This window comes from Kribbella sp. NPDC051587 (assembly GCF_044453945.1).
In the GTDB taxonomy this organism is placed as follows: Bacteria; Actinomycetota; Actinomycetes; order Propionibacteriales; family Kribbellaceae; genus Kribbella.
Genome location: NZ_JBITDE010000001.1, coordinates 132479 through 152406 on the forward strand (window position 1 = coordinate 132479; position 19928 = coordinate 152406).

Sequence of the window (19928 nt, forward strand, 5' to 3'; positions counted from 1 at the left end):
CAAGCCACCTGACCTGCACACCGGACGGAACCGCCATGCGAGGCATGGCGGTTCCGAGGTGATTCACCAGCTGTTGTTGGAGATGTCCAGGCCGAGGACTACCTGGTCGTAGGTGTTGCCGTCGTTGTCGTCGGTGTAGGCGACGGCGACTTCGGAGTAGGGCGATACGGCTACGGTCATTTGTTCTTGGCGGCCGGCGGTGGCGGAGCTCAGTTGCTGGGCGGAGAGGCGGCCGGTGTCGGTGCCGGCTGCGTCGAAGCCGCGGACCCAGACGTCGGCGTCGGTGGCTTGGGCCGTCCAGCCGACGACTGTCTGCTTGACGTCATCGATGCCGACCGAGGGCGCCTTGCCGCCGGCCGCGACCTGTACGTCGGCGAAGCGGGCGGTGCCGTTGGCGTCGAACGTGCGGGTCCAGGCGCCCGCCGTACCGGTGTGGTTGGACTCCCAGGCGACGGCGAAGTCACCGTTGAAGTTGGCGTCGACTGTTGCGTGCGTCTGCTCTCCGCCGGTGTTGGAGTTCGCCACGCGACGCGTGAGGTTCACCGCGCCGTTTGTGCGAGCGAGACGAACCAGACCGACGTTGTACGACGCGTTGGCGTCGCCGTCCTCGTCCCACACGACCACCGCGTCACCCGAGGCCGAGACCGCCACGTCGGGGATGTGATGCTGACCGGTCGTCTGCGAGGCCGTGACCTCCCAAGCCCGGGTGGTCGGTCCGGTGTACCCAGCCGCCTTGATGGTGGCCGGCGTACCGGTCTGGATGTCTTCCCACACTGCAGTGAACGCGACAGCTCCACCGGAAGGTGCACCGTCTGGGTCCACCGACACGCGTGGGTTGATCTGCTGGCCAGTGGCGCTGCTGTTGGCGTTGCCGGAGGCCGTGACGGTACCGGCGGTGTTCACCACCCGGTAGGGGATGTTGTAGTAGCCGTTGCCGTCCGGGTCGTCCTGCCAGACCACTACGGCGTTGCCCTTATCGTCCAGCCCGACGTCCGGGTGCAGGTGCCGCCAGTTGGTCACACCGGAGTCCCCACCGGCCGACAGCTTCTTCTCGTAGACAGCGGTCCCGTTGTGGAACAGCCGCAACCAGATGTCACTGTGCACGGGGTCAGTCGCGTTGTCCGTATCGCGATCGTCCTCCCACACCACAGCGACGTACCCGTTCCGGTTGATCGCGACAGAGGGCGCGTCCTGGTCGCCGGTGGAGGTGCTGTTCGCAGTCACCCAGGTCGGCGTGGCAACATGCGCGGATGCCGTCGGCGCCAGCAGCCCGACAGCAGTAACGGCAACACTCGCAATGGCCAGTGATCGCTTGAGCATCATCACACCGCCTGCAATCCGGGCTGACCCTCTTGAATGACGAACGACTTCGCAGTTGTCGCCGGCAGACCGTGCTCCGACACCTTGGCGATGGCGCGGAAGTCTGCCCGCATCTCGGTCGGAGTGATCGTCGTCCGCACGTAACCGCGCCGGTTGTTGAAGAACTTCAGCCACGGGTTGGTCCCGACATCAGGGATCGTCGTGGCGCCGTCTCCATCACCACTGGAGGTGACCGACGTACAGACGAGCTCACTGCCGATGGTGGCCGAGTTCGCGTTGTTGTAGTCAGCCTTGAGGTCACTGGCCCACGCGCGGTGCACGTCACCAGTCAGTACGACGGGGTTGCGCACACTGCGGTCGACCCAACCCTGCTGGATCCGGGCCCGCGAAGCGCGGTAGCCGTCCCACGAGTCCATGCTGGCGCCGGTGGAGTTGAACCGGCGAGCGAAGAACACCTGCTGTCCGATGATGTCCCAGGTCGCGGCGTGCTGGTTCAGACCGTTCAGCAGCCACGTCTCCTGGGCGTTGCCCGGCAGGCTGCGCGTGGCGAGGTCCGCGTCGGAGCAGATCTTCCAACCGTCCCCACACGCCTGGTCGTTGCGGTACTGCCGGGTGTCGAGCATGTGGAACGACGCCAGGCTCCCCCACTGCAGACGGCGGTACAGCTGGATCGCAGCGCCGTTGTTCACCTGCGCCGGGCGCAGCGGCATGTTCTCGTAGTACGCCTGGTACGCCGCTGCCTGCCGGGCAGTCCACTGAGCCGCAGTGAGCGCAGGGGTGTTGTTCTCCCGGATGTTCCCCGCCCGGTTGTTCTCGATCTCGTGGTCATCCGGTACGACGACCCAGGGCGCGACCGCGTGCGCAGCCTGCAGGTCCGGGTCGCTCTTGTACTGCGCGTACCGGCGACGGTAGTCCGCCAGCGACACGATCTCCGCCGTACCGGCGTGCAACCGCGTCCGGCCCTCGGTAGCGCCGTACTCGTAGATGTAGTCACCCAGGTGCAGGATCAGTCCGGGGTTGTCCTCGGCCATCCGGCGATAGGCGGTGAAGTAGCCCTCCTCGTAGTGCGAGCAGGAGACGAACGCCATCACGAGGTCCCGGCCGTTGGTGCCGAGTGCCGGTGTGGTCCGGGTGCGGCCGACCGGTGAGAGGTGGCCCTGCGCGCGGAACCGGTAGTAGTAGTCGAAGTCGGGGTTGAGCCCGCCTGCGATGACATGCACCGAGTGAGCAGACGCGGACTTCGCGACAACGGAGCCGGAGGCGACGAGCGTGGCGAAGGTATCGGTGGTGGACACCTGCCAGTCGACGGTCACGTCGGCGGTCCCCATCCCGCCCAGACCATCGGCGTTGAGCGGGGACGGCGCCAGCCGGGTCCAGAGGACCACGCTGTTCGCGTCGGGATCACCCGAGGCGATGCCGAGCTGGAACGGGTACGGGACTGCCGCGGTGGCCGCGATCACGGCCGAACGGACCGGGAGTGCGCTGACGCCGGCCGCGGCGAGTCCACCGAGGACAAGGGTTCTGCGACTGATTGGGCTCATGAGGCCTCACCTTCACGGGTACTCAGGGCGGGGGTCTCCCGGACGGGTGACGTGGACGCTGACATCCGGGAAACCTTTGAGCATGCGTGGTGCGGTGGCCATCTTTGCGTAATTCCCGTAACTTTCCTACCTTTTGGTCTGGTTCTGCTCAGATCGCCAAGATGAGCAACGCCAGCGCCGGGATCCCCTCCATCAGGGTGTTCAGCCAGAGCCTCCGTTCGACCACGAGCAGCACGCCCGAGAGGAACAGGTGCTGGGCCGCCGTGAACACGATCAGCGCGTGTCCGCCGTCGAGATGTCCGTTGTGTACAAGGACAACACCGGCCAGAAGTGCTATGGCGGTGGTCAGGTTGTAGAAGCCGAGGTTGACGGTCCACAGCCGGACGGCATCGAGGTCCGCGGGCTTGGTCAGGAACAACGGGTACAGCCGCGGGTGCCGGTAAAGGAACGACTCCATCACCCAGACGACGGCCAGCACGACCGCGATGACCACGGCCACCACCTGCGCCGCCGTACTCATGATTGGACCACTGTGACGCGAAAGGTGAGCAACTTCGCCGTCGGCGTCAGCACCGAGAAGGTGTTCGCCGTACCGGCCGGGATGCTGATCGACGACCCCGGTCCGAGGTCGTAGCCGTCGTCACCGGCCTGGACCAGGACCCGCCCCTGCAACACGTAGTAGGCCTTGCTCCACGGCTCGGTCTCCGGCGGCCCGCCCGGACCTCGTGGTGCGTCGATCTCCAGCAGTTCGTACTCGGTGCCGGTGTGCTCGGCGCCGATCTTCACGGTCACGGTGGCCTCCGGTACGACGTACTCCTGCCCGGTGCCCGCAGAACTCAGATGGACTGTCATACCGGGCGACGGTAGGAAGCCACCGCCGTCCCGGCCATCCCCGGCGAACAGGCTTCGTGGACGGACCAGGATCCCCACAATTCGGGGATAGGCGGCCGGTCGGCCGCGGCGCATACTGAGCGCATGTGGGAGGGACGGGCGCGGTCCGCGCGCCGGGACATCGCGGCGCTGGCGACATCCGGGCTGGGCGTCGAGGCGCTGCACACCGCAGCGATCGAGGTGGTTGACGCGGTCGTCGCCAGCGACTTCACCTGCTGGGCCTCCCTCGACCCGAGCACACTCGTGATGAGCTCGATGACCGGCGGCCGGGACCGGATCCCGACCGAGTACGAGCCGCTGCTGGCCGAGACCGAGTACGTTGGCGACGTACCGAACTCGTTCGCCGCGATGGCTCGCCGCGCACAAGGGGTGGCCAGGCTGTCCGACCTGCCGCATCGCGACGTCGTCGGGCACCGCCGCCTGAACGAGATCTGGCGTCCCCTCGGCCTCGACCACGAAGCCCGTACGACGTTCCTCGTCGACGGCGACTGTTGGGGCGCGGCCGGGTTCGTCCGGGCCGGCACTGACTTCACCGATCGCGAACTGGAGTTCCTGACCGCGATCGCACCGGTGATCGGCGCGGCCACCCGGGTCGCGATCCGGACCGACGCGCACGGGTACCGCGGCGGAGCCGGTCCGTCGATCATCGTCACCGGCCCGAACGGCGAACCGCGTGCGGTCACCGCGGCCGCCCGGTCCTGGCAGGACGAACTCGACCAGATCGCGCCCGGCCGGTTCGCCGTACTGCTGCAGGCCGTGGTGACCGGCACTCGAGCAGCGGCGAGCGGCACCTTCCTGGCCCGCGTGCAAACAACCTCAGGTGGCTGGGTCCTGATGCAGGGCAGCCGATTGATCAGTGACGACGACCAATCCGAGGTCGTCGTCACCATCGAGCCGGCCTCGGGTCAGCATCTGGTCGGCCTGCTGCTGGCGGCGTACGGGCTGACCACGCGTGAACGCGAGATCTGCCTCGAGGTGATCTCCGGGCACAGCACGGCCGAGATCGCCGGCCGGCTGTCGATCTCACCGCACACCATCCAGGACCACCTGAAGGCAGCGTTCGCCAAGGTCGGCGTCCGCAGTCGTGGCGAACTCGTCGCCACGCTGCGGCCCGACGATCTCACCCCGTCGCGTTAGGTCTGCGGGTTGTTGATCAGTTGCAGGGCGAGCTTCGGGTCGAAGGTGCCGGCCTGCTCACCGGACTCCCCGCACGGGCCGTCGGAGTCACCGGGGACCTTCACCCAGAGGAGCATTTCGGCGCCGCCGCCTTGCTGGGCGACCGAGCCGAGCTTGCGGCCTGCCGGGTTGCACCAGTTCGCGCCACCGGCCGAACCGTTGGCGTTGCGGCTGGTGTCGATGACGAACGGCTTCGGTGTCGACAAGTGGCTGTTGAGCTCGTTCATGAACGTGATCGTCTCGGCGGTCCGGTAGTAGTTCGAGACGTTCACGGCCAGACCGTGCGCGTTCGCGACGCCGATGCTGGTCAGGCGCGACGCGAGCTCACCGGTGCCGATGCCGGAACCCCAGCCCTTGTTGGTGGCGTCGGCATAGGTCCAGGTGTTGGGAGCGAAGTCCTTGAACGCCTGCAGGGCGAAGGCGAGCATCCGGATCCGGGCCTCCTTCTCCTTGACGTCGGTGATGCACTGGAAGTCACCGATCGAGTCCGGCTCCAGCACCACCAGTGCCGGGCGGGTCCCGATCGCGGCCGCGAACGTCTGGATCCATTCCTGGTACGCCGCCTCGCCGGCCGCGCCGCCACCGGAGTGACCACCACACGCGTCCCGGCCAGGGACGTTGTACGCGACCAGCACCGGCAATTTGTCGGCCGCGTCCGCGGGACCGACGTAGTTGTTGATGTCGTCGGCGAGGTTCGTGTTCCAGCCACCGAACCAGCGCGCCATCGGCTTGCTCGCGATCGCGTTGTTGATGGTGGTCGCCGCACCGCCCGGGTTCTTCCCGACCCAGACCTTCGGGTTCGAGTTCGGGTCGACGTAGAACCCGCTGGTCAGCTGGACCGGATTCCCGGCCGGCGTGCCGGTCACGTCGATCAGCGAGACGTTGTCCAGCCAGAACGTGAACCCACCACCGGGCTGTCCGCCGAGCTGGAAGGTGAGCTCGGCCTGGGTGGTCTCCTGCGCTCCGGTGAAGGCCATGGCGATCCGCCGCATCGTCGTACCGACGGTGAACGCCTTGCTCAGCGAGGGTGTGAAGGGATCGACGTTGAGCTGGACCGTCGTCCGCAATGACCGGGCGGCCGAGGCGCGGGCATCGAAGGCCAGGATGTACTTGTGCCCTTGATGGACAGTCAAGGCCGGGACCTTCTGACCGAGCATGGCATCCCACGGGTTCGCGGTTGCCCCCGGTACGACGGCCTTCAGCTGCCCGGCATCCGGGCTGATCGGGGTATTACCGGATCCCCACCAGTTCGCCGTACCGGTGGTGAAGGCGCCGTTCGTGAGGAGTTCGGTCGCAGCGCTCGCTGTGGAAGCGCTGCCAGGAACGACAACACCAAGAGCAAGGGCAGCCGTGACCAGGCCGCGGGCAATCCAACGCATGTACTGCTCCTTCGGGGCGAAAGGGGCGGGCAAGACAAAGCCGGGAGCGCTCCCAGTCTGCCTGGTTACGCTCCCGGCTGTCACTAGTTGCCAGTCACCGAATCAAACTCGCCACCGATTTACCGGTCGGCAGCGGGTCGAACGGCTTGCGGTCCTGCTGACAGGTCGAGTTGTCGGCCGGCGCCGCCAGCGTGGTCAGGTACTTGGTGAGCATCTGGTCCGCACACTTGCTCCCGCCGAGGCTGGTGGCGTGCCCCCAGCCCTCGATCGTGACCATCCGTGCGTCCGGCCACAGGTTCGCAAACGGACGGGTCGCCTGGTACGGCGTGGCCGGATCATGCCGCGTGCCGAACACCAGGACCGGCTGCTTGACCTTGTTCTGCCACGGGCCGAGGAAAGCGTCGGTGTCCTTCAGCCCGAGGAACTCGCACTGGATCCCGATCCACGAGCGATAGCGGCCGAAGTGCGGTGCCCGCTGATCGGCGGCATCGGCGAACGCCGGGTAGGCCAGCGGACGACCGGACTGCTTGGCCTCGACACACGGCTGCAGTGCATTGCCGATCGAGGCATAGTCCTCCTTGCGACGATTCCACTCGACGAACGCGGGCGCGGCCTTGGCGCGGGCGGCGGTCGGCCACTGCGCCAACTCGGTCAGCGTCGTGGCCATGTCCGGGAAGGCGGCCGACGAGTAGAGGTGCTCGAACATGAACGCGACCACGGCCGGGTAGTCGATCGTCACCGACGTACCGTCCGGCTGTGGAACGACGATCGGTTTGGTCTTCAGTCGCTCGAGCGTGTTCTCGACGACCGTCTTCGGGTCGCCGACCGCGTTCAGCGCGCAGGCCGCGGCAGCCTTCTTGCACTCCAGCAAAAACTGCTGGTAGGTGTCCGATGCGCCCTCCCCTTGCCGGAGCCGGACGCCGAGCGACTGACGCTCACCGTTTCCGCCGGTGTACCAGTCAGGGAGCAGCGTGCCGTCCATGACGAGCGCACGGACGTTGTTCGGGAACAGCTTCGCGTAGGTGGCGCCGAGGTAGGTGCCGTACGAGTAGCCGATGTAGTTCAGCTTCTTGTCGCCGACCGCCTGCCGGAGAAGATCCATGTCCCGGGCCACATTGGCGGTCGAGTAGTGCTGGAGCCGGTCCGGCGACACGCTGCGGCACTGTGCCGCGAGCTTCGCCGCGTCGACGATGTACTTGCGCTCCTCCTTGGCGGTCACCGGGAACGCCTTCAGGTTTGCCAGCGCAGCGGCCTCCTCGGCCGCCGTCGGGTAACAGGTCACCGGATCCGACTGGCCGACGCCGCGTGGATCGAAGCCCAGGATGTCGAACCGGGCCCGCAGCTCCGGCGAGTACGCCACCTGGGCGATCTGCTGGATGAACGGCACTCCCGGTCCACCCGGGCCACCGGGGTTCGTGAACAGGGTCCCGATCCTCTTGGCCGGGTCGCTGGCGGGCAACCGGGTCAAGGCGATCGTGGTGGTCGGTCCACGCGGGTGGTCATAGTCAGTGGGTACCTCGACCGACGCACACTGGAACGGCTTCAGCTCCGGCGCGGTCCCACAGCTCCCCCAAGCGATCTTCGGTACGGCGGTCTGCGGTGCGGCCGCGGATGCGGTGACGGGCACGACCAGCGCGAGTGCGGTCGCGGTGACGGTCACACTTCGAACGATTCTTCGTTGCCTCATGTGACCGACCGTAGGCAACGCCGTACTCGGCTCGCGTCCACCACGAGAAGGAGGCCGGGCACCCGCCGTACGGCGGACCCGGCCTCCCCCTGGAGAGTGGTGTTGCTCAGGCGGTCTTGTCGCGCCGCTCGCGCTTGCGCTCGACCTGGTCGCGCGGGATCAGCGTGGGGTTCACGTTCTCCAGCACGACACCGCGGTTGACGACGACCTTCGCGACGTCCTCACGGCTGGGCACCTCGTACATCACGTTGAGGAGCACCTCCTCCATGATCGCGCGCAGACCACGGGCGCCGGTGCCGCGCAGCAGCGCCTGGTCCGCGATCGCGTCGACCGCGTCGTCGGTGAACTCCAGTTCGACGTTGTCGATCTCGAACAGCCGCCGGTACTGCTTGACCAGCGCGTTCTTCGGCTCCGAGAGGATCTTGATCAGCGCATCGCGGTCCAGCGGGGAGACCGTGGTGATGACCGGGAGGCGGCCGATGAACTCGGGGATCAGCCCGAACTTCAGCAGGTCCTCGGGCATCACATCGGCGTACCCACCGACCTCACGCGGCTTCTCCTGCTCGCGGGAGGCGTTGAAGCCGAGCGTCTTCTTGCCGACCCGCTGCTCCACCATGTGGTCCAGGCCGGCGAACGCGCCGCCGACGATGAACAGCACGTTGGTGGTGTCGATCTGGATGAACTCCTGGTGCGGGTGCTTGCGGCCGCCCTGCGGCGGCACGCTGGCCGTGGTCCCTTCCAGGATCTTCAGCAGCGCCTGCTGAACACCCTCGCCGGAGACATCGCGGGTGATCGACGGGTTCTCGCTCTTGCGGGCGATCTTGTCGACCTCGTCGATGTAGATGATCCCGGTCTCGGCCTTCTTGACGTCGTAGTCGGCCGCCTGGATCAGCTTCAGCAGGATGTTCTCGACGTCCTCGCCGACGTAGCCGGCCTCGGTCAGCGCCGTCGCGTCCGCGATCGCGAACGGGACGTTCAGCATCCGGGCCAGGGTCTGCGCGAGGTAGGTCTTGCCGCAGCCGGTCGGGCCGATCAGCAGGATGTTCGACTTGGCCAGCTCGACGGCCTCGTCCTTCGCGTGCCGGCCGGCGCTCGAGGAGCCCTGACCGTCGCGGACCCGCTTGTAGTGGTTGTACACCGCCACCGCGAGCGCCTTCTTCGCCACGTCCTGTCCGACGACGTAGGCATTGAGGAAGTCGTAGATCTCCCGCGGCTTCGGGAGCTCGGTGAGACCGACCTCGGAGCCCTCGTTCAGCTCCTCCTCGATGATCTCGTTGCAGAGATCGATGCACTCGTCGCAGATGTAAACGCCGGGACCGGCGATGAGCTTCTTGACCTGCTTCTGGCTCTTACCGCAGAACGAGCATTTGAGCAGGTCGCCGCCGTCACCTATGCGTGCCACCGGGACAGATCCCTTCTCTGAGCAGTCGAACCATTTTGACGGTACCCCGTCAGGAGCCGAAACGCTGCGCTCTGTACCCGGTTGTGTCTACGCCGGTGGCGAACGCGGCAGGAAAAGACGGTGAGCCCCGCCGGGGCTCACCGTCTCGTGATCAGACTCCGGCCGGAACCGGCTTGAGCGTCTGCAGGACGTCGTCGATCAGGCCGTACTCGATCGCCTGCTCGGCGGTCAGGAACTTGTCCCGCTCGATGTCGCGGGAGACCTCTTCGTGCGACTTGCCGCTGGCGTCGGCGAGCATCTTCTCCAGCAGCGCGCGCAGGCGGAGGATCTCGTTCGCCTGGATCTCGATGTCGCTGGACTGGCCGTAGGTGCCCTCGGTGGCCGGCTGGTGGATGATGATCCGGCTGTTCGGCAGCGCCAGCCGCTTACCCGGCGTACCGGCGGCCAGCAGCACGGCGGCGGCCGAGGCGGCCTGGCCCAGGCAGACGGTCTGGACGTCCGGCTTGATGTAGCGCACGGTGTCGTAGATCGCGGTCAGCGCGGTGAACGAACCACCCGGCGAGTTGATGTAGATGCTGATGTCACGCTCGGAGTCCATCGACTGCAGGCAGAGCAGCTGCGCCATCACCGCGTTCGCGATCTCGTCGGTGATCGGCGTGCCGAGGAAGATGATCCGGTCCTCGAACAGCTTCGTGTAGGGGTCGATGCGGCGCATGCCGTACGACGTGCGCTCCTCCCACTGCGGGATGAAGTAGTTCATGTTTGCGTCCTTAGTCTTACCGGTGGGGAGCGATCAGGAGTTCGGGCTGCCGGAGCTGAGCTGGGCCGCGCTGGTGACCACGTGGTCGATGAAGCCGTACTCCTTGGCCTTGTCCGCGGTGAACCAGCGGTCGCGGTCCGCGTCGCTCTCGACCTGCTCGAGCGGCTGGCCGGTGTGCTCGGCGATCAGCTTGAACAGCAGTGCCTTCAGGTGCAGCGACTGCTCGGCCTGGATCTTGATGTCGGACGCCGTTCCCCCCATACCGCCGGAGGGCTGGTGCATCATGATCCGGGCGTGCGGCAGTGCGTAGCGCTTGTTCTTCGCGCCCGCGCAGAGCAGGAACTGGCCCATCGAGGCGGCCAGGCCCATCCCCACCGTGGCGACGTCGTTGGAGATCCACTGCATGGTGTCGTAGATCGCCATGCCGGAGTCCACCGAGCCACCCGGCGAGTTGATGTACAGCCAGATGTCCGCGTTCGGATCCTGGGCGTTCAGCAGAAGCATCTGCGCGCAGATCGCGTTCGCGTTGTCGTCGCGAACCTCGGACCCCAGGAAGATGATCCGGTTCTTCCGCAACTCCCGATAGATGTCGTCGTCGTGTCCGCCGGATCCGTTACCGCCCGCGGCGGTGGGGCTGGCTGCAAATGTCTCGTTCACGAAGCCGACATTACTGGGCGGGAGCGACAGACCTAAGGCTGGGCCACAGGTGTTCGCTCACGGCGCACCGGTGAGGCGGAACAACCGGCCCGAACCGGGAGCGATCGTGAACCGGAACGGGCCGGCCGGGAGCGCCTGGTAGGTCCCTGAAACGGGCAGGAACTCCTCGACCGTGCCCACGGCCACCTCGGGCGTGATCGTCACGTTCGCGCTCTGAGCGGCGCCGTACCGGCGATTGGCGGCGAACAGCCACCGCCGTCCGTCGTCGGCGGCGGCCCGGAACTGGCCGAGCACGACCGGATCACCAGCAACAGAGCGCAGCCGAGTCGAAGGTGTGAACGCGGTCGCCCCCAGCGGCAGCGGGCTCTCGTTCGCGTGCACCACCGACTCGCTCACCAGGTGCTTCAGCTGCCGGCCGACCGGCTGCAACCAGGTCGTGTTGATGGTCTTGGCCCAGTCGTACTTCGCGGTCGGCGCGCCGTTCGCATCGATCAGCGCCGGACCGAACCTGAAGTCGGGTCTGCCGACCGGAGTCCAGTAGGTGAAGTACTGGATGCCTTTGCAGCCGTACGCCAGGCTCATCGAGATCTGCCATTGGAGTTCCTCCCGCGTGGGCGACTTCATGTTTCCGTGCTGCAGCGTCTGGATGTAGGTCCAGGTCGGGAGGCCGGCGTCCAGTCCGGCCCGGCGGATCAGCGCCCAGTTGTGGAAGTACGTGGGCCGGAGCGTGTTGTCGGTCAGCAGCGGGTAGTGGTCGAAGGAGATGAACGTGGGCGCCATCTGGTCGACGTACCGGGCCAGGAAGTCCTGGTACGCCGCTGCGTCGCCCGGGTCGTAGAACGGCACCAGGTTCACGTGGGTCAGGTCCGTGGGACCCGCTTGCCTGAGTACGTCGGCGATCATCCGCAGCCGCGGGTACAGGCGGGGCGCCGGCTCGTCGATCAGGCGGAATCCGCCGAACGCGGGCGAGGCAGCGGCGTACTGGTCACGGACTCGTTTGATGCCGTCCTGCCAGCCGGGGCAGATGGTTGCCTGGCCGATGCGGTCGTCGGACGGCAACGCGGTCAGGCCGACGTCCGCGCAGCGCTGCATCATCGGGAGGCTGTTGGTCCAGTTGTTCACGTCGTTGCCGGAGTTCACGAAGGTGAAGCCGGCGTCGGCGATCTGCTGGTAGCGCTTGAGCGTCGTCTCGGTGGAGGGCGGCGGCCAGAAGAAGCCGATCGGGTACGTGTCGTCAGCCAGCACTGTCGGTACGGCGGTCAGACGCGCCTGGGCCGTGGTGAGCAGGCTCGGGAGCGCGATGGAGGCCGCACCGAGCTTCAGGAAGGTCCTGCGTGTCGTCACTGGTTCACCTGCCGGGTCCAGGAAGCCGCTGCTGGCCCTGACGTGAACTGCTCGTCTCCCATCGGCGCCCAGGCGCTCCAGACGCCGGGATGCTCCGTGAGGTAGCGCTGCCACATGCGGTTGTCAGTGCCGAGGGCAAACAGGTTCAGCCGGCCCGGTGCGTAGGAGACGGCGGCGGGGGCCGCTTTGAAGGTCGGAGTGCCGTCCAAGAGGTACCAGGTGGTCCAGGCCTTGGCGGTGAAGTCGTACCAGGTGTGCCAGACCTTGCTGTCCTCCCCGAGCGCGAAGACCTCCAGGTGGGTCGGGCCCCAAGAGACGGCACCGGGTGAGGAGGTGAACACCTTGTCGCCCATCGGGACCCAGCCGCTCCAGACGCCGGGCTGCTCCGTGAGGTAGCGCTGGTACATGCTGTTGTCGGCACCGCGGGCGAAAACGTGCAGCCGGTCCTTGGCGTACGCGGCTGCAGCCGGGGCGCCCTGCAGCTCCATGGTGTCGTTGGCCCAGCCGTACCAGCCGCTCCAGCCCTGACCGTTGAACCGGAACCAGTTGTGCTGGAGGTGGTGGTTCTGGTCGACCGCGAACACCTCTAGGTGACCTGTGCCCCAGGAGGCGGTGGCTGGGGCGGCGGTGAAGGTCTCACTGCCCAGGTCGCTCCAGAGACTCCAGCCACCGCGGAGCATCTGGTTGTTGACGTAGGAGCGGTCTTTGATCCGGCCGTCGGGGCCTAGCGCGTCCAGATGGACGATCTGGTCGTCGTGGGACGCGGCAGCGGGAGCGGAGGCCAGATCACCGCGCAGGCTCTGCCAGCAGGTCCACGGGCTGCCGAGATCCCAGTAGCGCTGCCAGAGCGCGTTGTCGGTGCCACGCGCGAACAGGTCGATGCGCCCTGCTGTCTCGGCCGCGGGTGCCACGGCGGCCGCCGTACAGGCTGCTTGGGCTTGATCGGGCAGCGGGCCGCCGGCAGCGAGGGCAGTCAGTACGACGACAGCCAGCACCCGGGCGGACCTCCCGAGGGGACGGGTGGAGGTCATGCGACGACGCTAGGCGGGACCGCTGTCAGATCGCTGTCAACGCGAAACGGCCCGGAACCCCGCTCGGGGTCCGGGCCGTTACGACGGACAGATCAGGCCTTTGCGGGCTCCTCGACCGGGGCCTCGGCCTCAGCCTCGGTGACCTCGGCGTAGGTGCCGTCGGGCTGCAGGGTCTTCAGCTCGACCGGGTTGCCGGAGGCGTCCTTGACGACGGCGTGCTCGACCAGGTGGGCCAGCGCCTTGCCGCGGACGACCTCGGAGACCAGGCTCGGGACCAGGTTGTTCTCGACCGCGTGCTGGGCGAACTGGTCCGGGCTGACGCCGGAACGCTGCGCGTGCCGGACGATGTGCTCGGTGAGCTCCTGGTCGTTGACGCTCAGCTCCTGCTGCTCGGCGACCAGGTCGAGCACGAACTGCGCCTTGATGGCGTCCTCGGAGCGCTTCTTCAGGTCCTCGTCGAACTCTTCCTGGGTCTGCTCCTCGCCCTCCAGGAACTGCTCGAACGACATCCCGGAGTACCCGAGCTGCTGCTCCAGGTTCTCCTTGCGGGCGGCCAGCTCGTCGGTCAGCAGACCGTCGGGGACCGGCACGTCGACCAGGGTCAGGATCTTCTCCAGGACGGCGTCGCGGGCCTCGCCGGCCTGCTCGAGCCGCTTGCCGCGCTCCAGCCGGGCCGCGACATCGGCCTTCAGCTCGTCGGCGGTGTCGAACTCGGACGCGGTCTGCGCGAAGTCGTCGTCGAAGGCCGGGAGCTCCTGCTCCTTGACCGCCGTGACGGTCACCGTCACGTCGACGTCGTCACCCTTGAGCGAGCCACCGACCAGCTGCGTGACGAAGGTCTTGCTCTCGCCCGCGCTCAGCCCGGTGACCGCCTCGTCGAGGCCGTCCAGCAGCTGACCGCTGCCGACCTGGTAGGACAGGCCGGTGGCCTGCGCCTCCTCGACCTTCTCGCCGTCCTTGCTGGCGGACAGGTCGATGGTGATGTAGTCCTTGTCGGCCACCGCGCGCTCGACCGGGTTCAGCGAGCCGAACCGCTGCCGCAGCGCCTCGATCTGCTCGTCCACCTCGGTGTCGGCGATCGCGATGTCCTCGACCTCGGCCTGCAGACCCTCCAGGTCCGGCAGCGTGATCTCCGGGCGCACCTCGACCTCGGCGGAGAACTGCAGGCTCTCCCTGTCGTTGAACTCGGTGACGTCCACCTCAGGGCGGCCGATGGCCTTCACCTGGTTGTCCTGGACCGCCTGCGAGTACAGCTTCGGCAGCGCGTCGTTGATGGCCTCTTCGAGCACCGGACCACGGCCGACCCGCTGGTCGATCACCTGCGGCGGGATCTTGCCCTTGCGGAAGCCAGGCACCTGGATCTGCTGGGCAATGCTCTGGTACGCCGCGTCGAGGCTCGGCTTGAGCTCCTCGAACGGCACCTCGACGATGAGCTTGACCTTGGTCGGGCTCAAGGACTCGACGGTGCTCTTCACGGTGGCGGTTCTCCTTGATCTGATGACTTTGCCGGTGCGGCGGACAGCCCGCACCGCAGCGGTGCTGCAGGGGGTTTGTCGGGGCGACAGGACTCGAACCTGCGGTCTCCTGCTCCCAAAGCAGGCGCGCTAGCCACTACGCTACGCCCCGCAGTGACCGCGCAAGTCTAGTCGACGCCGAGGGGTGCTCGCGCCACCACCCCCACCGGATATCCGGTTTGAGCCTCGCCCCGGTGATGTGGAATCATGTCTGCGTGCTCACCTGGTGGGCACAACGCGGGTGTAGCTCAATGGTAGAGCCCCAGTCTTCCAAACTGACTACGCGAGTTCGATTCTCGTCACCCGCTCGATCGAGGGCGACCTGTGCTGACGGAAAGCGTCAGCCTGGTCGCTCTCGCCATTTCACGGCTCGCTCCGCTCGCGCGGGGGCTCCGCCCCCGTGCCCCCGGCCTTCGCTTCGCTCGGCGGGTTGTGGCTGGGGCGGGCGGTCCGGCTCGCGGGTTGTGGCTGGGGCAGGCGGTCGGGGTTTGCTGTCGCTTGGCTGGGCTGTTTGACATCTTTGTCGGGTTGACTGGGTGCGTGGACGTGAATGCGGAGCAGGCTACGAAGCGCGCACTGGTCGAGTGGCTCGAGGGGCGGCGGAGGCATGTTGTCGAGCAGGTGTTGGCGATGCCGGCTGAGGCTCGCCGTCGCTCGCAGGTTCCTTCGGGCTGGACGCCCCGAGGTGTGATCAGGCATCTGACTCTGGACGTTGAGCGCGTGTGGCTTCGCGCTGTGATGGCGGGCGAGGACGTGGACATACCGCAGGGGTACGACGGCTGGACCGCGCCCGACCACCAGAGCGACGAGGAGCTGCTCGAGCAGTACGTCGAGGAGTGCCGGCTGGGCACTGCGGCTGTTGCCGAGTTGCCGCTGGACGCTCCGGTGGTCTGGTGGTTCGAGGACGGTGGCGACCCGCCGTACACGTCGCTGCGCGATGTCCTGTTGCACGTGATCGTCGAGACGGCCACTCATGCGGGACACCTGGACATCTGCCGTGAGCTGGTCGACGGCGGACAGCGCCTCGTCCTTGACGAGCCGACGACCTGACGGACGTCACACTGGGTGGATGGGTGATGCGGTAGCGGAGGCGGCTGAGGCGGCTTACTGGGCTCGGTTGTACGGCCGGTGGGAGCCGATGGACCTGGCCGGGGTGGTCGGGTTCATGCGGGGGTTCGAGCGGCCTTGGTGGGTGGTCGGCGGGTGGGCGATCGACGCCTTCACCGGGCTGGGGCGCGAGCACTCGGATGTGGACGTGTCGATCTTCGCGTCCGACGTACCGGCTCTCCGGGCGCATGTGGGTGAGCGGTGGCACCTGTGGAGTCTGGCTGGGGGTGACATGCGGCCGCTGACGGACAAGCACCCGGACGTGTTCGGGCCGGACAGTCAGGTGTGGGTGCGCGAGCACGGGGATGCGCCGTGGGTGATCGACCTGCCGCTGACGCCGGACCGCGACGGGCTGTGGACCAACAAGTACTTCCCCGAGCACACCGGCCGCCTCGACGAGGTGACGTGGGTGGCCGATGACGGTGTTCGCTACCTCAACCCCGAGCTCGTGCTGCTGTTCAAAGCACGCCTCCACCGCACCAAGGACCAGCACGACCTGGAGCGCACCTGGCCCCTGCTCTCAGAGTCCAAGCAGGACTGGCTCCGCGAGTCAGTACGGCGCCACTACCCGGACTGCCCGTGGAAATTCGTGTGACAGGGATGGGCGTTGCGAGGACCCTAGGGAGTTCGGGGGACTTGACGAGAGGGATGGATGCAGGCGGGGATTTCGGTTTCGGCGGCTGAGCTGCCGGAGGTTTTGCTGCATGTGGCTGTGGTGCGGCCGGTGTTTCTGTGGGGGGCACCCGGGATCGGGAAGAGCAGCCTGGTCAAGGCGTTCGCGGATTCGCTGGGGCTGGAGTGCGTGACGCTGCTCGGGACTCAGCTCGCGCCCGAGGACCTGATCGGCGTACCGCAGATCGTGGACGGGCGGAGCCGGTTCGCGCCGCCGGTGGCGATTGCCCGGGACGAGCCGTACTGCCTGTTCCTGGACGAGCTGAACGCGTCGTCGGCCGAGGTACAGAAAGCGTTCTACTCACTCATCCTGGATCGGCGGATCGGTGAGTACGAGCTGCCAGAGGGCTCAGTGGTGATCGGAGCCGGCAACCGGGCCACGGACAACGCTCTGGCGCGGCCGATGGCCAGTGCGCTGATCAACCGGCTGGTGCACGTCCACCTGCGTGCTTCGGCGAGTGACTGGCTGCAGTGGGCCGGTACGGCGGGGATTCACCCGCTGGTACTCGACTATCTGCGCAACCGGCCGGACCACCTCTGGACTGCACCGCCGAAGACCGAGGAGCCGTTCTCGACGCCGCGGAGCTGGCACATGCTGTCGGACGCCCTGCACTCGTACGGCGATGGCGTCACCGACGAGACGCTCCGAGTGCTTGCCTTCGGCACCTTGTCGGCCGCGCACGCTTCGGCCTTCCGCGCGTTCGTGAAGACGGTGCGGAACGCGTTCGGCCTGGAGGCGGTGCTGAAGGGTGAAACCGGCTGGCCGTCCGCCCCGGAGGACCGCGACCTGCTGTACTTCCTGGCCGAGACCTTCCGTGCCCGGCTGGTCAAGGAACTGCCCGCCGACAAGAACTCCGGCAGCCCGGCCGCGCGTCAGCTCGCGCACCGCGGCAAGGCCCTGCTGGTGGAGCTGGCCGAGATCTCTCTCGAGGTCGCCCAGCTGGTGATCGCTTCCGACGACGACGGCCGACCGGTGCTGCCGACCTGGTTCCTGGTCGAGGTCAGCCGCGACCTGCCGCGGCTGGTCGCCGTCCGTGCCTGACCGCCGCAAGACCCGCAAAGACCCAGCCCTGGAAGCGATCCGGGCCGGTTGGAAGGTCGTGGCACGCCATCCACTCTTCGCTCCCATGGCAGACCGGGTTCGGGATCCGGAGCGCAGCAGCTCGGTGCAACGTGACGGCTGGGCCACTATCGACTCGAACGGCCAGCTCCTCGCGCACTCGACCCGCCGAGCCACTCCGACTGAGTGGACCTGGGTTTTCGCGCATCTGCTCATCCACCTCGGTCTAGGCCACGCCGAGCGCGACAGGCCGGCTCCGGACCAGGCTGCGAGTGCAGCGTGCGACACCGCGGTCAATCACTTCCTTCACTCGCTCAAACTCGGTACCCCGGTGGTGGAGCTCCCTTCCGAGTTCCCCTCGGTCGACGAGGATGTGCTGGCTCGGCGGTGGCGGCGCACCGGCGTACCGGGTGAGTACGCGGGACTGGGCGTCGCGGGCGGGCAGACCGACGTACTGATCGAACGGTGGACTGGTTGGGGCAAGCCGCCGAACTGGAGTGAGCTGTTCGCTGCTGGTCTGTCGGATGCGGCCGCGGCTGCGGTGGATGTCGCTGGTGGAGCGCGGTCGTCGCTGAGTGGTCGGGGTGCGGTCCGGAACGAGTGGGATCTCGCGCTGCGCTGGTTCGTCTCGTCGTACCCGCTGCTGGGCGCCATAGCGTCCACCATGACTGTGGTGGCCGAGGCTGAGCTCGCCCGTGGGTGGGACATCCATGTAGCGGCCGTGAACGCCTCAGTGGGCGAGATCTACGTCAACCCGCTCTGTGGACTGACGCAGAACGAGTGGCGCTTCGTGATGGCGCACGAGATGCTCCACGCGGCACTCCGGCACGGCGAACGTGTCGGCGGTCGCGATCCGTACCTGTGGAACATCGCGGCCGACCTGGTCATCAACGGCTGGCTCCTGGAGATGGGCGTCGGCACCATGCCCGACGGTGCTCTCCACGACCCCGTCCTGAAAGGCATGTCCGCCGAAGAGGTCTACGACCGCGTCGCCACCGACCTACGCCGCTACCGCAAGCTCGCGACTCTGCGCGGGACCGGACTGGGCGACGTACTGGGCCATCCCCTCCCGCACACCGGCGAGGCTGCACGCGCAGCCGGCCTGGACGACATCTACCGCCGCGCCCTGAGCACCGGCCTCGCCTACCACGACTCCTCCCGCGGACTGCTCCCAGCGGGTCTCGTCGAGGAGATCCGCGCACTCGAGCACCCACCTCTGAGCTGGGACGCTCAACTCGCCCGCTGGTTCGAAGAGCACGTCCCCGCCGCAGAACGCACCCGCACCTACGCCCGCGCCTCGCGCCGCCAGTCCGGTACGCCGGACATCCCCCGCCCCGGCTGGATCCGCCCAGTAGAGCTGGAACGCCTCCCGACGTACGGGGTCGTGCTGGACACCTCCGGCTCGATGGACCGCCTACTGCTGGGCAAAGCGCTCGGCGCGATCGCGTCGTACTCCCGAGCGCGCGACGTCCCCGCCGCCCGCGTCATCTACTGCGACGCCGCCCCGTACGACGCCGGCTACGTCCCCGTCGACGACATCGCCGGCCGAGTCCAGGTCCGCGGCCGCGGCGGCACCCGCCTCCAGCCCGGCATCGACCTCCTCGAACGAGCCGACGACTTCCCCAGCACCGGCCCCATACTCCTCATCACCGACGGCCACTGCGACGTACTCCGCCTCCGCCGCCCCCACGCCTACCTCCTCCCCCGAGGCGCCACCCTCCCCTTCACCCCCCGCGGCCCCATCTTCCGCGTTGAATAAGGTCGGCAGGTGAAACCAGGGCGCATCGTGATCTTGAACGGTCCGCCGCGTGCCGGTAAGTCGAGCATCGCCAGCGCCGTGCAGGAGACGTTTGACGGGGTGTGGATGAACCTGGGCGTGGACAGCTATCAGCAACTGACTCCCGAGCGGTTGCGGCCCGGCATCGGGCTCCGGCCGGGTGGTGAGCGACCGGATCTCGAGCCGCTGATCGTGACTTGGTACGCCGCTCTGTACGACGCGATCGCCGCCCACAGCCGGCTCGGGCTCAACGTGGTGGTCGACGCGGTGCACCACGACTCCTACTCCGTTCCACTCGGCATTCTGCCCGCCTGTGCTCGCCGGCTCGCGGGACTGCCGGTGTGGTTCGTGGGTGTGCACTGCCCGATTGACGTCGTACTGGAACGGCGTCGGACGACGTGGGGCGGCGTCGGCTACAACCAGGACGGGACTGTCGCTGATCCGGTTTCCCTGTGGCACAGGGCGGTTCACACGCCTGGTGTGTACGACGTCGAGGTCGACACGTCGGTGTTGAGTGCCGACGAGTGTGCGGCTGTCATCCGGCAGCACCTGGAGAGTGGTCCCGCGCCGACGGCGTTCCAGCGGTTGGGGTCCGGGCTGGCTTAGGGTC

General features: G+C 67.5%; 17 protein-coding genes, 2 tRNA genes and 1 pseudogene. 7 read left to right on the forward strand and 13 right to left on the reverse strand.

The window, feature by feature from the left end:
* Positions 1-63: 63 nt before the first annotated feature.
* The 4 genes from ACIA49_RS00605 to ACIA49_RS00620 form a co-directional block, all read right to left on the reverse strand.
* A complete protein-coding gene (locus ACIA49_RS00605; protein WP_396374942.1) occupies positions 64-1320 on the reverse strand; it encodes a hypothetical protein in 1257 nt (418 codons plus the stop codon).
* Between the two features lie 2 nt (positions 1321-1322).
* Positions 1323-2861: an alkaline phosphatase D family protein gene (locus ACIA49_RS00610; protein WP_396374943.1), complete on the reverse strand. Its 1539-nt coding sequence runs from the start codon at positions 2859-2861 to the stop codon at positions 1323-1325.
* Between the two features lie 148 nt (positions 2862-3009).
* Complete coding sequence (locus tag ACIA49_RS00615; RefSeq protein WP_396374944.1) at positions 3010-3381, reverse strand: DUF1304 family protein; 372 nt, start codon at positions 3379-3381, stop codon at positions 3010-3012.
* The gene (locus tag ACIA49_RS00620; protein ID WP_396374945.1) at positions 3378-3713 is read right to left on the reverse strand and encodes a cupin domain-containing protein; all 336 of its coding nucleotides are present in this window, start codon (positions 3711-3713) and stop codon (positions 3378-3380) included. Before ACIA49_RS00620 ends, ACIA49_RS00615 begins: the two co-directional genes overlap by 4 nt.
* 123 nt (positions 3714-3836) lie before the next feature.
* On the opposite strand from ACIA49_RS00620, the gene ACIA49_RS00625 reads away from it, so the two are divergent.
* Positions 3837-4889, forward strand: coding sequence for a helix-turn-helix transcriptional regulator (locus ACIA49_RS00625; protein WP_396374946.1), 1053 nt, complete (start codon positions 3837-3839; stop codon positions 4887-4889).
* Here the strand turns inward: ACIA49_RS00625 and ACIA49_RS00630 are convergent.
* The 9 genes and pseudogenes from ACIA49_RS00630 to ACIA49_RS00670 all read right to left on the reverse strand — a co-directional run bounded on the left by ACIA49_RS00630 (position 4886) and on the right by ACIA49_RS00670 (position 14814).
* Positions 4886-6307, reverse strand: coding sequence for a glycoside hydrolase family 6 protein (locus ACIA49_RS00630; protein WP_396374947.1), 1422 nt, complete (start codon positions 6305-6307; stop codon positions 4886-4888). The two genes, ACIA49_RS00625 and ACIA49_RS00630, sit on opposite strands and share 4 nt — an antisense overlap.
* A 94-nt stretch (positions 6308-6401) precedes the next feature.
* Positions 6402-7994 carry an alpha/beta hydrolase gene (locus ACIA49_RS00635; protein WP_396374948.1) on the reverse strand — a complete coding sequence of 531 codons (1593 nt, stop codon included), beginning with the start codon at positions 7992-7994 and terminating at the stop codon, positions 6402-6404.
* 106 nt (positions 7995-8100) lie between these two features.
* Positions 8101-9396, reverse strand: a complete 1296-nt coding sequence (gene clpX / locus ACIA49_RS00640; protein WP_396374949.1) for an ATP-dependent Clp protease ATP-binding subunit ClpX — start codon at positions 9394-9396, stop codon at positions 8101-8103.
* 151 nt (positions 9397-9547) lie between these two features.
* Positions 9548-10162 (reverse strand): annotated as a pseudogene (locus tag ACIA49_RS00645) (ATP-dependent Clp protease proteolytic subunit); the annotation flags it as partial.
* A 27-nt stretch (positions 10163-10189) separates the two neighbouring features.
* Positions 10190-10813 carry a ClpP family protease gene (locus ACIA49_RS00650; RefSeq protein ID WP_391542810.1) on the reverse strand — a complete coding sequence of 208 codons (624 nt, stop codon included), beginning with the start codon at positions 10811-10813 and terminating at the stop codon, positions 10190-10192.
* 57 nt (positions 10814-10870) lie between these two features.
* A complete protein-coding gene (locus ACIA49_RS00655) occupies positions 10871-12157 on the reverse strand; it encodes a hypothetical protein (RefSeq protein WP_396374950.1) in 1287 nt (428 codons plus the stop codon).
* Entirely contained in the window at positions 12154-13188 is a 1035-nt protein-coding gene (locus ACIA49_RS00660; RefSeq protein WP_396374951.1) for a hypothetical protein, read from the reverse strand. Before ACIA49_RS00660 ends, ACIA49_RS00655 begins: the two co-directional genes overlap by 4 nt.
* 92 nt (positions 13189-13280) lie before the next feature.
* Positions 13281-14663: a trigger factor gene (gene tig / locus ACIA49_RS00665; RefSeq protein ID WP_396374953.1), complete on the reverse strand. Its 1383-nt coding sequence runs from the start codon at positions 14661-14663 to the stop codon at positions 13281-13283.
* A gap of 78 nt (positions 14664-14741) precedes the next feature.
* Positions 14742-14814: transfer RNA gene (locus tag ACIA49_RS00670), tRNA-Pro, on the reverse strand.
* Between the two features lie 125 nt (positions 14815-14939).
* Here ACIA49_RS00670 and ACIA49_RS00675 point away from each other — a divergent pair.
* The 6 genes from ACIA49_RS00675 to ACIA49_RS00700 all read left to right on the forward strand — a co-directional run bounded on the left by ACIA49_RS00675 (position 14940) and on the right by ACIA49_RS00700 (position 19924).
* A tRNA-Gly gene (locus ACIA49_RS00675) sits at positions 14940-15010 on the forward strand.
* A 232-nt stretch (positions 15011-15242) separates the two neighbouring features.
* Entirely contained in the window at positions 15243-15752 is a 510-nt protein-coding gene (locus ACIA49_RS00680) for a DinB family protein (RefSeq protein ID WP_396374954.1), read from the forward strand.
* Between the two features lie 19 nt (positions 15753-15771).
* Positions 15772-16404 carry a nucleotidyltransferase domain-containing protein gene (locus ACIA49_RS00685; protein WP_396374955.1) on the forward strand — a complete coding sequence of 211 codons (633 nt, stop codon included), beginning with the start codon at positions 15772-15774 and terminating at the stop codon, positions 16402-16404.
* Positions 16405-16533: 129 nt separating this feature from the next.
* A complete protein-coding gene (locus ACIA49_RS00690; RefSeq protein WP_396374956.1) occupies positions 16534-17523 on the forward strand; it encodes an ATP-binding protein in 990 nt (329 codons plus the stop codon).
* A gap of 85 nt (positions 17524-17608) precedes the next feature.
* A complete protein-coding gene (locus ACIA49_RS00695) occupies positions 17609-19300 on the forward strand; it encodes a hypothetical protein (protein ID WP_396374957.1) in 1692 nt (563 codons plus the stop codon).
* 9 nt (positions 19301-19309) lie between these two features.
* Positions 19310-19924 carry a chloramphenicol phosphotransferase CPT family protein gene (locus ACIA49_RS00700; RefSeq protein WP_396374958.1) on the forward strand — a complete coding sequence of 205 codons (615 nt, stop codon included), beginning with the start codon at positions 19310-19312 and terminating at the stop codon, positions 19922-19924.
* Positions 19925-19928: the final 4 nt, after the last annotated feature.

Bases quoted from the DNA above. Each gene is read 5' to 3' on its own strand.
- ACIA49_RS00615 (WP_396374944.1), bottom strand. From the start codon at position 3,381: ATGAGTACGGCGGCGCAGGTGGTGGCCGTGGTCATCGCGGTCGTGCTG.
- ACIA49_RS00625 (WP_396374946.1), top strand. From the start codon at position 3,837: ATGTGGGAGGGACGGGCGCGGTCCGCGCGCCGGGACATCGCGGCGCTG.
- ACIA49_RS00620 (WP_396374945.1), bottom strand. From the start codon at position 3,713: ATGACAGTCCATCTGAGTTCTGCGGGCACCGGGCAGGAGTACGTCGTA.
- ACIA49_RS00695 (WP_396374957.1), top strand. From the start codon at position 17,609: ATGGCAGACCGGGTTCGGGATCCGGAGCGCAGCAGCTCGGTGCAACGT.
- ACIA49_RS00685 (WP_396374955.1), top strand. From the start codon at position 15,772: ATGGGTGATGCGGTAGCGGAGGCGGCTGAGGCGGCTTACTGGGCTCGG.
- ACIA49_RS00635 (WP_396374948.1), bottom strand. From the start codon at position 7,994: ATGAGGCAACGAAGAATCGTTCGAAGTGTGACCGTCACCGCGACCGCA.
- ACIA49_RS00605 (WP_396374942.1), bottom strand. From the start codon at position 1,320: ATGCTCAAGCGATCACTGGCCATTGCGAGTGTTGCCGTTACTGCTGTC.
- ACIA49_RS00660 (WP_396374951.1), bottom strand. From the start codon at position 13,188: ATGACCTCCACCCGTCCCCTCGGGAGGTCCGCCCGGGTGCTGGCTGTC.
- ACIA49_RS00610 (WP_396374943.1), bottom strand. From the start codon at position 2,861: ATGAGCCCAATCAGTCGCAGAACCCTTGTCCTCGGTGGACTCGCCGCG.
- ACIA49_RS00630 (WP_396374947.1), bottom strand. From the start codon at position 6,307: ATGCGTTGGATTGCCCGCGGCCTGGTCACGGCTGCCCTTGCTCTTGGT.